General features: G+C 43.5%; 10 protein-coding genes. 5 read left to right on the forward strand and 5 right to left on the reverse strand.

The window, feature by feature from the left end; genetic code table 11:
* On the forward strand, window positions 1-2,052 hold the full coding sequence (locus ACGF63_RS02940; RefSeq protein WP_387628690.1) for a tRNA(Met) cytidine acetyltransferase TmcA: 2,052 nt from the start codon (window positions 1-3) through the stop codon (window positions 2,050-2,052).
* Here the strand turns inward: ACGF63_RS02940 and ACGF63_RS02945 are convergent.
* The 5 genes from ACGF63_RS02945 to ACGF63_RS02965 form a co-directional block, all read right to left on the reverse strand.
* Window positions 2,003-2,191 (reverse strand): YpfN family protein, encoded by a 189-nt coding sequence (locus tag ACGF63_RS02945; protein WP_036849379.1) that lies wholly within the window; start codon window positions 2,189-2,191, stop codon window positions 2,003-2,005. The two genes, ACGF63_RS02940 and ACGF63_RS02945, sit on opposite strands and share 50 nt — an antisense overlap.
* On the reverse strand, window positions 2,179-2,868 hold the full coding sequence (locus ACGF63_RS02950; RefSeq protein WP_162524068.1) for a M15 family metallopeptidase: 690 nt from the start codon (window positions 2,866-2,868) through the stop codon (window positions 2,179-2,181). The genes ACGF63_RS02945 and ACGF63_RS02950 overlap by 13 nt, the downstream gene beginning before the upstream one ends.
* Window positions 2,868-3,992 (reverse strand): succinyl-diaminopimelate desuccinylase, encoded by a 1,125-nt coding sequence (dapE, locus tag ACGF63_RS02955; RefSeq protein WP_152961803.1) that lies wholly within the window; start codon window positions 3,990-3,992, stop codon window positions 2,868-2,870. The genes ACGF63_RS02950 and dapE overlap by 1 nt, the downstream gene beginning before the upstream one ends.
* Before the next feature lies 1 nt (window position 3,993).
* The gene (locus ACGF63_RS02960; protein ID WP_036849386.1) at window positions 3,994-4,377 is read right to left on the reverse strand and encodes an ArsC family reductase; all 384 of its coding nucleotides are present in this window, start codon (window positions 4,375-4,377) and stop codon (window positions 3,994-3,996) included.
* Between the two features lie 194 nt (window positions 4,378-4,571).
* A complete protein-coding gene (locus ACGF63_RS02965; RefSeq protein ID WP_011146941.1) occupies window positions 4,572-5,207 on the reverse strand; it encodes a response regulator in 636 nt (211 codons plus the stop codon).
* A gap of 576 nt (window positions 5,208-5,783) precedes the next feature.
* Here ACGF63_RS02965 and maeB point away from each other — a divergent pair.
* From maeB to ACGF63_RS02985, 4 genes are all read left to right on the forward strand, one after another.
* A complete protein-coding gene (gene maeB, locus ACGF63_RS02970; protein WP_036849387.1) occupies window positions 5,784-8,063 on the forward strand; it encodes an NADP-dependent oxaloacetate-decarboxylating malate dehydrogenase in 2,280 nt (759 codons plus the stop codon).
* 112 nt (window positions 8,064-8,175) lie between these two features.
* The gene (locus ACGF63_RS02975) at window positions 8,176-9,051 is read left to right on the forward strand and encodes a ChaN family lipoprotein (RefSeq protein ID WP_387628696.1); all 876 of its coding nucleotides are present in this window, start codon (window positions 8,176-8,178) and stop codon (window positions 9,049-9,051) included.
* A 153-nt stretch (window positions 9,052-9,204) separates the two neighbouring features.
* Window positions 9,205-10,008: an energy transducer TonB gene (locus ACGF63_RS02980; RefSeq protein WP_152961805.1), complete on the forward strand. Its 804-nt coding sequence runs from the start codon at window positions 9,205-9,207 to the stop codon at window positions 10,006-10,008.
* A gap of 120 nt (window positions 10,009-10,128) precedes the next feature.
* Entirely contained in the window at window positions 10,129-12,186 is a 2,058-nt protein-coding gene (locus tag ACGF63_RS02985) for a S9 family peptidase (protein WP_387628777.1), read from the forward strand.
* Window positions 12,187-12,312 lie beyond the last annotated feature (126 nt).

A 12,312-nucleotide genomic window follows, 5' to 3' on the forward strand; every position in this document is an offset into this window, starting at 1 on the left:
ATGTTGCCGAAATTGAGTGCGATACAGGCGGAAATGCAGCGGCAAGGATTGCGTCGCTTATTGGTGTTGAGTGGCAATCATGATTGGTGTTATCAACAGGCTAATGAATTACAGCAGAGATTTGCCGGTGATTGGTTATGGATTTCTTATCGTAAAGAGAAAGCGGTACCACCAGCAAAAGCGGTCAGCTTATTAGGTCAGGAATATCTGCACGGAATATTTGATGCTACCGAAGGTTTTAATGCGGAAGCACTGGCAATATTAGCGGGGACATTGAAGGCCGGCAGTTGGTTGGTAATGATGGTTCCATCGTGGGATCAATGGCGTTATCAACCAGATAAGGATAGCATGCGTTGGAATGAACAATCAGGCGCTATCCCAACTCCGCACTTTATTCAGCATATTCAGCGGCAACTTATTAACGATCCTCAAATTTTGCTATGGCGGCAAAATACTTTTCTTCACCTGCCTGAATTTCCGCAATACAGTGAGTGGCAACTGCCTGATGGCAATCCGACCGTTAGCCAGCATGCCATTTTAGCGCAACTTTTGCGGGCAAATCAGGGGGTATGGGTCATTACGGCACCAAGGGGGCGCGGTAAGTCGACGCTTGCAGGCATGTTAATGCAACAATGGCAAGGGAATAATTGCTGGCTGACAGCACCGGCAAAAGCAACCACTGAAATTATCAGAGGCTATTCCGGTGAAAAAGGGCAATTCTGGGCAGTAGATAATTTGCTGAAATATTGCAGACAAAACCGTGTGTCGGATATTGATTGGTTGCTTATCGACGAAGCCGCAGCTATTCCAACGCCTCAGTTATTTGAGCTGATCAGCTATTTTCCCCGGGTATTATTAACGACAACTGTGCAGGGATATGAAGGTACAGGGCGGGGATTTCTACTTAAATTTTGTGCTGAAATTCCTGATTGTCATATTTTGAATCTGACAGCACCTGTACGTTGGGCTGAGAATGATCCTCTGGAGAACTGGCTGGAAAACGCGTTATTGTTTGAGGATGCTATCCCGGCAAACAATTCTGATAAGGCGATCCGTTATCATATATATCATCAGCAGCAATGGATTAAACAGCCTGAATTGCTGAAACAGTTTTATGGCATATTAACCAGCGCTCATTATAAAACTTCACCTTTGGATTTACGGCGTTTACTTGATGCCAAAGGAATGCAGTTTATCGCAGCGCTTGGGGATAAGACTTTGACAGGGGCTTTGTGGATGGTTGACGAAGGTGGATTGTCGCCTGAGCTGGCCCATGAAGTCTGGGCAGGCAGGCGTCGCCCCAGAGGAAATCTGGTCGCTCAATCGTTAGCGGCCCATAGTGGTTTACCTCAGGCGGCAGTCCTGAAATCTCAACGGATTAGCCGGGTTGCCGTACAGGCTAACAACCGCAGACAGGGTATTGCTCAGGGAATGATCGCGTTTCAGCGGGCAAGGGCAGAAGGACAGGGAATAGATTTTATTTCTGTCAGCTTTGGTTATACCGCTGAACTGTGGGCATTATGGCAAAAATGTGGTTTCCAACTGGTACGTATGGGAACCCATTTGGAAGCCAGTAGTGGTTGTTATACCGCAATGGCGATTTTTCCACTGAGTCAACCGGGGATGGCACTTTGTATTCAGGCACAACAACAATTTGCCCGTGATGCATATTGGCTGGAGTCACAGATTGGGTTCAGCTTGCCTGTTGATGACCAAATTGACCTCCATCTGAATCAGAGTGATTGGCAGGAGCTTGCCGGTTTTGCATTTGCTCACCGGCCATTTTCTGCTTCATTACCGGCTTTGCAACGATTGTTACTGAACAGTGATTTGCCGTTGCCCGCACTGAGAAATCATCTCCAGCATGAGATGAGTATTGAGCAGTGTGTCACCGCGTTGAAGTTAAGCGGATATAAGGCATTAACATTATTCTGGCGGCAAGAAACCGCACTGGCGTTGGCAAGTCTCGACAAGAAACTGGCTAGGCATTGGCAAGAATGGACTACGGCTTTTTCTGCGGCCAGTCGTCCTTATCATCCCACTTGTCATTAAAATCCCGGTGAGGAGGAAGCTCTGGTTTATTATCCAGAAATTTTTTGACGTCCAGGCGGCGTAATTCTTTAATGGCATTGAGAAGAACGCCAACTAATAAAACTAAAATAATCCACCAATAATCAGCTAACCATTGCATTGGGTTATCTCCTGCGCAGTACCGAGGTAGTTCTCAAATAGATAAGGCAAGTTAGCCGATAACCAGTCAATACCTGCGATATCATGCTGTTGCCATGCATCCAGTAATATCTGTTTAGTCAGCAATTTTTCTAATTGCCCGGATAGTGGCCGGTAACTGATATGCCACGGCTCATAAGCGACACCATCACGCTTACCGACAAAAGGGCGATAAAAACCGAAATGGGCCATATTCTCTGTCAACCAATGTGTTAGCGGTTCAAAGTAACCACCATTTTCATATTCCCAGGGTTCCAGCTGTAATTTCTGGTTTTCCGGCAGCATCGTTGGATCATAAATATCCAGTTCAGTTCCCCAATGATGGCGGCTGGCACCGGGCAGGGCAGACCAGCGGAGAATTGCCTGACAAAGTTCTCCTTCTGTTAATTGGGTGATATCTATTGGTTGGCTGTTTTCGTCCAATACCGGGCGTTCGCCGCGGAATTTGCCATTCCAGATAGCCTGTTGACGCTGGAAATCGCGGAATGTGCTGGCAGGTTGCAGATTAATTCCCGCATTTGCTGCTGCTTGCTGCATGGAAAGAAAAGATTTTACTGCTTCTGGTTGTAATCGGTGATTGCCAGAGAGAGAAATCAAGTGCCCGGTAGCCAGGCCAGTTAACATATTTGCGGTTATCACTAGATAAGTTGCTCCATAACGCGCTGATAAATCCGGCTGAGTTGTTGCAGATCTGCGGCACTGACGGATTCATTAACTTTATGAATTGTTGCGTTGAGTGGCCCCAGCTCGATAATCTGAGCGCCCATCTGAGCAATAAACCGCCCATCTGATGTGCCACCACTGGTAGATAATTCAGGCTTATAGCCGCAATAATGGTCTATTGCCTGTACGACGGCATTAACTAACTCGCCTTTGGCAGTCAGAAAAGGCTGGCCTGACAATATCCACTCAATCGTAAAATTCAGATCGTGATTTTTCAGGATTGTCTTAACCTGTTCACGGATTTGGTTATCGGTCAGTTCCGTACTGAAACGGAAATTAAATTGAACCTGCAAATTCCCTGGGATCACGTTATGACTACCGGTTCCCGCATGAATATTGGCAATTTGCATACTGGTTGCCGGGAAAAATTCATTTCCTTTATCCCACTGGGTGTTGACCAGCTCTTGTAAGGCCGGCAGGGCCCGGTGGATTGGGTTATCAGCCAAATGCGGATAGGCAACGTGGCCTTGAATACCCTGTACAGTCAGATTAGCCGTCAGGGAACCGCGCCGGCCATTTTTCACCATATCGCCAAGGTGATGCTGACTGGACGGTTCACCAATCAGACAATAATCCAGCCGTTCATGACGGGATATCAAGGCTTCAACCACTTTAACTGTGCCATGGGTGGCTTTTGCTTCCTCATCTGAGGTAATAAGAAAGGCCAGGCGACCACTGTGGTTGGGGTAATTGGCAACAAATCGTTCAGCCGCGACAATCATGGCAGCCAGCGAGCCTTTCATATCTGCCGCGCCCCGGCCATATAACATGCCATTACGAATAGTCGGCTCAAAAGGGGGTTGTTCCCATTGAGATTCGTCGCCCGCAGGGACAACATCAGTATGTCCGGCAAAAGCTAACGTCGGGCCTGTGCCGCGATAGGCCCAGAAATTGTTTGTGTCGCCGAAAGGCATCCGTTCAATGGTGAAGCCAATGGCTTGCAGACGGGCGATCATAATATCCTGGCAACCTTTATCATCCGGGCTGACAGAGGGGCGTTTTATCAGTTGTTGTGCAAGTTCAATTACAGGACAAGTCATTTCAGAGTGCCTCAGCAAAAAATTGCTGATATTCATCTGCCTTATAACCCAGCAGGCAGTCACCTTTTGCAGAAATTAACAGTGGACGTTTGATAATTGCCGGTTGTTCCAGCATCAACGCTTTTGCTGTTTCAGCATTATTGATTGTCGCGCGTTGTTGATCACTCAATTTACGCCAGGTTGTACCACGGGTGTTAATTAATGGTTCCCAGCCAAGTTTGTCAATAAATGACTGCAAAAGCACGGCATCTAATCCATCAACACGATAATCATGAAACAGGTAAGCGATTTCCTGCTCTTCCAGCCAACGACGGGCTTTCTTCATGGTGTCACAATTCTTGATCCCATAGAGAGTAAAAACAGGCTGAGAAGATTTATCCGACATAACTAAGAGATCCTTAAAAAAGAATTTAAATACCTTAACATAATGCTGGAAAATACCTGTTTTTTCTAGATGATGTCCTGATTTTTATTATCTGGGATATCAAAAGGGGGGAACGTAATTCTTATCGGCCTGTCATCATAGCGATAAGAGCCGACCTCCGGCAATAAACCCAAGAGGGCGGCTCAGGAAAAACATTAAGCTACGCCATTTTTCCTGTGTTGCAGATACATAATTGTTGCAGCCAGGCGGGAACGTACGTTTAGTTTTTTTAACAAGTTTCTGATGTGTACTTTCACCGTTTCTTCGGAAATAAAGAGGACATCAGCAACTTCCTTATTGGTCATGCCACTGGAAACTTCTTTTAAGACATCTAATTCACGCTTGGTCAATTCAGATAAAGGATCAACATGTTTATGGCGGTTAGCCAGATGTTGATATATTTTTTCACTAAAGACAGTTTGCCCTCGGGCTGCGTGACGAATACTGCTTAATAGCGAATCTAAGTCACTGTCTTTCAGTAAATAGCCATTGGCTCCTGCGTCAATGGCTGCGTAAACATCATTCCGGTCATCTGAAACAGATAATACCAGGACATAAGAGTTGATCCCTTTTCTACGAATAGATTTAATCGTATCCACGCCAGAAAGACCATTCATATTGAGATCTATCATAATGACATCAGGTTTCAGTTTGCATGCAATGTTTATTGCTTCTTCACCATTGTCAGCCTCTGCTGTTACGGTAAGCGCTCGATCGAGCTCTACAATCTGTTTCAAGCCATGGCGAATGAGAGGGTGGTCATCAACTATCATCACTGAATGGTTATACATTTTCCTTCTCCCTAAAAGATTAAAGCCACGAAATGCACGATTAAAAGGCAGTAATGAATGGGTCTGCCCTAAATTAAATTACTATGAAAAAATTTACTCAAAACCGATTGATTTACAGAATTGATAGCTCTGTAAGTCCAGAAAGCACATCCTGATATAAAAATATAAATAGCGCAAATTAGTTTGATAAGTAAAAAAAGAAGATGAGTAATTTTCACCAAAAACATATAACATTGATGTGAAAAATAATATTGTAAATCAATTTGTTATAAATATAATTATTAGATTTGTTTTCTTTTATAAAATTTATTTTAATTGAATTTATATTGAGAGTTTTTATTAGTTATAATTATCATGGTTATTATAACTCAAATAATATTATATAAATTATAATGTTTATTTATTGATGTTCCCATACTCAGTCGGTGGTATTGATAGGTAAATTTGGTCGTGTTTTTTGTGAGCAAAAAAGTGCTAATTTATGGGTAAAATGCTGTCAATGTTATGATTTAGCACACAGTACCCATTATACTGGTCCCGCTCTTACTCCAGATAATGTATATAAAGGATCCGACGATGGATGAAAAATTAAAACAGAGTGCATTGGATTTTCACCAGTTTCCACAACCAGGGAAAATCACGATTACTCCAACTAAGCCTCTGACAACTCAGCGGGATTTGGCCTTAGCTTATTCACCAGGTGTTGCCGCGCCTTGTCTGGAAATTGCAGAAGATCCATTAGCGGCTTACAAATATACTGCGCGTGGCAATCTTGTCGCTGTGATTTCTAATGGTACTGCGGTTTTAGGGTTGGGGAATATTGGTGCACTGGCAGGTAAGCCAGTGATGGAAGGAAAAGGCGTACTGTTTAAAAAATTCTCAGGTATTGATGTATTTGATATCGAAGTTGATGAGTCTGATCCTGATAAATTAATTGATATTATTGCGGCACTGGAGCCGACTTTTGGGGGAATTAACCTCGAAGATATCAAAGCACCGGAATGTTTTTATATTGAAAAAAAACTCCGGGAAAAAATGAATATTCCGGTATTCCATGATGACCAGCATGGCACCGCGATTATTTGTACCGCGGCTGTTCTGAATGGCTTGCGAATTATGAAAAAAGAGATTTCAGACGTTCGTCTGGTGGTTTCTGGTGCAGGTGCTGCATCAATTGCCTGTATGAACTTGTTGGTTGCGCTTGGATTGAAACGTGAAAATATCGTGGTATGTGACTCTAAAGGGGTTATTTATCGTGGCCGCGATGAAAATATGGAAGAAACTAAAGCAGCCTATGCGATTGAAGACAATGGCTGCCGTACATTAGGTGATGCTATCCCTGGTGCGGATGTTTTCCTCGGATGTTCCGGGCCGGGCGTATTGACTCAGGACATGGTGAAAACCATGGCGAAAGATCCCCTCATCATGGCGCTGGCAAACCCTGAGCCAGAAATTCTGCCGCCATTGGCTAAACAGGTTCGCCCTGATGCGATCATTTGTACCGGTCGCTCTGATTATCCGAATCAGGTTAATAATGTTCTCTGTTTCCCATTTATTTTCCGTGGTGCACTGGATGTGGGTGCGACAACCATCAATGAAGAGATGAAACTGGCTTGTGTTCACGCTATTGCTGATTTGGCGATGGCAGAACAGAGTGAAGAAGTGGCTTCTGCTTATAATGATCAGGATCTGTTTTTTGGCCCGGAATATATTATTCCCAAGCCATTTGATCCACGTCTGATTGTTAAAATTGCCCCGGCAGTGGCTAAAGCCGCAATGGATTCCGGCGTGGCAACCCGCCCGATTGAAGACTTTAGTGCGTATATAGAGAAACTGAATGAGTTTGTCTATAAAACAAACTTGTTTATGAAACCTATTTTTTCTCAGGCCAAAAAAGCGGAAAAACGGATTGTTTTGGCTGAAGGGGAAGAAGTGCGTGTATTGCATGCGACTCAAGAGCTGATCTCTCTTGGATTGGCTTATCCGATCCTGATTGGCCGCCCCAGTGTTATCGAAAAACGTATCCAGAAACTGGGGCTGCATATTGAAGCGGGTAAAGATTTTGAGGTCGTCAATAATGAGAACGATCCACGCTTCAAAAAATACTGGCAAGAATATCACCAGATTATGAAACGTCGTGGCGTTTCCACGGAACAGGCGCGCCGTGCAGTCATTGGTAATCCAACCTTGATTGGGGCAATTATGGTGCTGCGTGGGGAGGCTGATGGCCTGATTTGTGGCACTGTGGGCAGTTACAGTGAACATTATGATGTGGTGAAAAATGTCTTTGGTTTCCGTGATGGGGTTCATACTGCGGGTGCAATGAACGCATTACTCTTGCCAAGTGGTAATACTTTTATCGCTGATACCTATGTCAATAATGATCCAACACCTGAACAATTGGCTGAGATTACGCTCATGGCCGCAGAAAGTGTTCGCCGTTTTGGTATTGAACCAAAAGTTGCGTTGCTTTCTCATTCAAGTTTTGGTTCTGCGGATTGTCTTTCAGCCCAGAAAATGCGCCGGACGCTGGAATTGGTCAACAAAATGTCACCTTCACTTGAAATTGATGGTGAAATGCATGGTGATGCAGCGTTGGTTGAAAGTATTCGCCGTGACATCATGCCGGATAGCCCACTTAAGGGGGCGGCAAATCTGTTGATTATGCCAAATATGGAATCCGCCCGTATCAGTTATAACCTGCTACGTGTCACCAGTTCTGAAGGGGTTACCGTTGGCCCGGTACTGATGGGCGTTGCAAAACCGGTACATATTCTGACGCCAATTGCTTCTGTACGCCGTATCGTCAATATGGTCGCTTTGGCCGCCGTTGAAGCGCAGACTCATCCGTTGTAATACCAATGGGTTAAACCGGGCCCGGCTCCTTCCAGAGAGCCGGGCCCGGTTATTGTAAATAATTCTTATTATCTATATGATGCGGAAAAATATTATATGGATAACGGACATTATGACATTTCTCACCTTTGTAAAATCCTTTCTGATTATCTGTGGCTTACTTATCTTATCCGGGTGTGCATCTGTACAACAAAAGCCCACTCCCCAAGTGCTTTCACCCGAACTGACTCAGCAAGGGATGGTTGTCGATCTTAAAACAGGCAACGCTCTTACTCCTGATGAATTGATCAACCAATTGGCATCACATCAGCGGATCATTGTGGGTGAAAAACACGATAACCTACACCATCATCAGATTGAGCTTTGGCTGGTTCAGCAACTTCGTCTTAAAAGAGAACATGGTGCGGTTTTGCTAGAAATGATTAACCCTGATCAGCAGGAAAAAGTGAATAAAGTTAAAAGTTGGTTGCAAACTAAACCTAGTGTGCGTGAAAGCCGCATAAAAGAGTTGCTGGCATGGCACGATGGCTGGCCGTGGCAGTTGTATGGCGGGTTGGTCATGGAGCTTATGCAGCAGCCTTATCCGTTACTGTTTGCAAATTTGAATCGCAGTGAAGTTAAAGCTGTTTGCTGCAACCTCCCGGTTCTCCAGGGAGATATTTCCGTCGCCAAAAATGTAAAATCGCGGATTGAAGCGACGATTAAAGAGGCTCATGGTGGTGAAATAACAGCACGCCAATTATCTGTTATGACAACTATTCAGCAAATGCGGGATCGCCGAATGGCAGAGCAGCTACTTAAAGCCCCGACGCCTGCCACATTGATTGCGGGGGCATACCATGCAACGAAAATAATGGGTGTTCCTTTACATGTTAAGGATCTGTCACCACAAGAGGATCTGGTGGTGCTGATTATGGCTGAAAAAGGCAATGTATTGGACAGTCAACATGCAGACTATATCTGGTATACACCAGTAAAAAAACCATAGATATTTTAAGTAAATGATGATTTCTTTCCGGTAGTTAAAGGGCCTTGGCACATGGATGTGCGCAAGTTAACGATATATATAAAAATAATTTTCATTAGCATATGAAATTAATTATCATTACTAAATGATAATTAAAATTATGCGCTGTAATCCATGTTGACGCTGACAAACCCCATCTTTCAAACAAGTCATTTCAAAAAAGGGCTTGTTTTTGCTATTGCTGCTCACCTCATTTGGATTGTGTGGGTTATCTATCAGCCAGAAGAAATCCCTGATGAACTGATGCCACCTCCAGCCGTGATGATGGAATTTTCATTACTGACAGAAGCGACACATCAAGTACAGAAACAACCTATTGGTATTGAACAGCAGATTTCTGTTGCCAGCCGGCAACAGGAAAGTGCGGTTAATGAGATGAAAACACCTGAGCTGATTAAAAATGAGCAGGCTCAAATACGGGTGCATAAGCCTAAAAAACAGAAAAAGAACCCGGAAGAGTTTAAGAAAACACCGCCAGTGAAGCGGCAGCAGGCAGAGGAAGAGAGTGAAAAGTCTCAGAGTAGTGCAGCCAGGGTAAGCAGTACTGCCACGTCGGTTAATTTGACTTCGCGGGTTGCCGCCTCTTATGACAGTGATTCAAATGTTGTCGTTGATGCGGATGCTTTATGGCGGGCTGAGGTTATCGGGCATTTGAACCGTTATAAACGTTATCCTGAGGATGCACAGAGAAGAAACCGCACTGGCCGGCCTACCGTCAGATTTACCATTAATAAGCAAGGTTATGTCACTAACAGCGATTTAGTCCGTCGTTCAGGTACCCATTCTCTGGACAGGGAAGCGAAGCAAGTTCTGGCGAGAGCGCAGCCATTACCGATTCCTCCTGATAGCGTTTTAAAAGGCAGTGAAATTACGATAGAACTGCCGATTGATTTTAATTTAACTAATCGAATCTTTTAGCGATTTAAGGACAGCAGTATGTTAAGGCAGCAAGCGCGGTTTGCCCTGAAAACTAGAGGGCTGTTATTAACGTTTTTATTGAGCGGCTGGTTGAATTCTGCCGCCGCAGAAGGAGAAATTATGCCACCAAAGGCCATGAAACAACCACATCAGATGACGATTCACGGTGATACCCGTACAGATGACTATTACTGGATGCGGGATGATAATCGTCAGGATCAAAAAATCATTGATTATCTGACAGCCGAAAATAAATACACCGAACAGATGCTGAAACCCGGAGAGCCATTGCGGGATACATTATACGAAGAAATGGTCGGCAGGATGAAACAGGATGATCAGTCTGTACCTTATACTTATAACGGGTATATTTATCGTACCGTCTATGAAGCTGGAAAAGATTTCCCGATTTATCAGCGTAAACCTGTTGATGGTTCATCAGATTGGCAGGTTCTGGTTGATGGTAATGAAAGAGCTAAAGGTCACGAATATTATCAACTGGGTCATTTTGCTATCTCTCTGGATAATAAACGTATTGCAATTGCTGAGGATACCCAAGGGCGTCGTAATTATCAGATCTCTTTTAAAAATATTGCTGATAACCAGTGGAATAATGGTGTAATAGAAAATACTTCCGGCAACATTGTTTGGGCAAATGACAGCAATACACTGTTTTATGTGCGCAGGCATTTACAGACTTTATTACCATATCAGGTATTTCGTCACCAATATGGTACAGATACCACCGAAGACCAGAAAATATATCAGGAAGAAGATGAGCGTTTTTATTTAGATATAGAGAAAAGCTCCTCCCGTGATTATATTATGTTGTCGGTAATCAGTAATTCGACTTCTGAATATTTGCTGATTGACGCGAATAAACCACAAGCTGAGCTCCAGGTATTTTCTCCTCGTCAGGAAGGCCGGGAATATTATATTGACCATTTCCGTGGCCATTTTTACATTCGCTCAAATCATGAAAGCGAAACTTATGGGCTTTATCAAACTGATGCCATAAATACGCCGTGGAAAACAGTGATTGCTCCGCAACAGGAGACGGATCTTGAAGATTTTGCACTGTTTAATAACGGGTTGGTCGTTCAGGAGCGAACGAAAGGATTGCCGACAATTCGTCAGATTAATTGGGAAACCGATCAGGAAAAACAGATTAAGTTTGATGATCCAAGTTATATGGCATGGATTGATTACAACCCTGAACCTGATACCGATGTTGTGCGTTATGGTTATTCATCCATGACAACACCAAGCTCAACATTCCAGTGGAATATGAAAACCGGTGAGCGGGAATTACTTAAACAGCAGGAAGTTAAAGGCTTCGATAAACATCATTATGAGAGTCAGCGTATTTGGGTGAAAGCCCGTGATGGCGTGGAAGTTCCTGTTTCTTTAGTTTATCGTAAGTCACTGTTCAAAAAAGGCCAGAACCCGATTCTGATATATGGTTATGGGGCTTATGGTATCAGTATGGACCCTTCATTCAGTTCACCACGATTGAGTTTATTAGATCGGGGTTTTGTTTACGCGCTGGTCCATGTGCGTGGTGGCGGTGAATTGGGTAAAAAATGGTATTTGCAAGGTAAAGTCGAAAATAAAATGAATAGTTTTACTGACTTTATTGATGTGACCAAAGCGCTGATTGCTCAGGAATATGGCGACAGCAAACGGGTTTATGCTATGGGAGGCAGTGCCGGTGGTTTGCTGATGGGGACGGTGATTAATCAGGCTCCGGAATTATATCGTGGTGTGGTTGCTCAGGTGCCATTTGTTGATGCGGTTACCACCATGCTTGATCCTTCTATTCCATTGACAGTAGGAGAATATGAAGAGTGGGGTAACCCGGAAAATAAAGAAGATTATCTTCGGATTAAATCATATAGCCCGTATGACAATATAAAGCATCAGCGCTATCCAAACTTATTAATCACGAGTGGATTTCATGATTCACAGGTTCAATATTGGGAACCGACTAAATGGGTAGCAAAATTACGGGATATGAAAAAAGGCGACTCTATTTTATTATTGGAAACCAATATGAGTGCCGGGCATGGTGGTAAATCAGGCCGCTTTAACCGACTGAAAGATACTGCACTGGATTACAGTTTTATTCTGATGCTGGATGATGCTAACAAGTATTTTCCACAATTAAAAGATAACTGAAATAAATTATAAATATAAGTTTCTATTAAAAGCACTGATAATTATTTATCAGTGCTAAATATTTCTATTGTTTTTTTGAAAACGGGATGTAAGCAAATATTTATTTGTATGCAATTGGGATGATTG

The sequence above is a fragment of the Photorhabdus sp. RM322S genome (assembly GCF_042879395.1).
Taxonomy (GTDB): Bacteria; Pseudomonadota; Gammaproteobacteria; order Enterobacterales; family Enterobacteriaceae; genus Photorhabdus; species Photorhabdus khanii.

Excerpts from the sequence above, each read along its gene's own strand:
- ACGF63_RS02980 (WP_152961805.1), top strand. The coding sequence starts at position 9,205 with ATGTTGACGCTGACAAACCCCATCTTTCAAACAAGTCATTTCAAAAAA.
- ACGF63_RS02945 (WP_036849379.1), bottom strand. The coding sequence starts at position 2,191 with ATGCAATGGTTAGCTGATTATTGGTGGATTATTTTAGTTTTATTAGTT.
- ACGF63_RS02985 (WP_387628777.1), top strand. The coding sequence starts at position 10,129 with ATGCCACCAAAGGCCATGAAACAACCACATCAGATGACGATTCACGGT.
- ACGF63_RS02940 (WP_387628690.1), top strand. The coding sequence starts at position 1 with ATGTTGCCGAAATTGAGTGCGATACAGGCGGAAATGCAGCGGCAAGGA.
- ACGF63_RS02965 (WP_011146941.1), bottom strand. The coding sequence starts at position 5,207 with ATGTATAACCATTCAGTGATGATAGTTGATGACCACCCTCTCATTCGC.
- ACGF63_RS02975 (WP_387628696.1), top strand. The coding sequence starts at position 8,176 with ATGACATTTCTCACCTTTGTAAAATCCTTTCTGATTATCTGTGGCTTA.
- dapE (WP_152961803.1), bottom strand. The coding sequence starts at position 3,992 with ATGACTTGTCCTGTAATTGAACTTGCACAACAACTGATAAAACGCCCC.
- maeB (WP_036849387.1), top strand. The coding sequence starts at position 5,784 with ATGGATGAAAAATTAAAACAGAGTGCATTGGATTTTCACCAGTTTCCA.
- ACGF63_RS02960 (WP_036849386.1), bottom strand. The coding sequence starts at position 4,377 with ATGTCGGATAAATCTTCTCAGCCTGTTTTTACTCTCTATGGGATCAAG.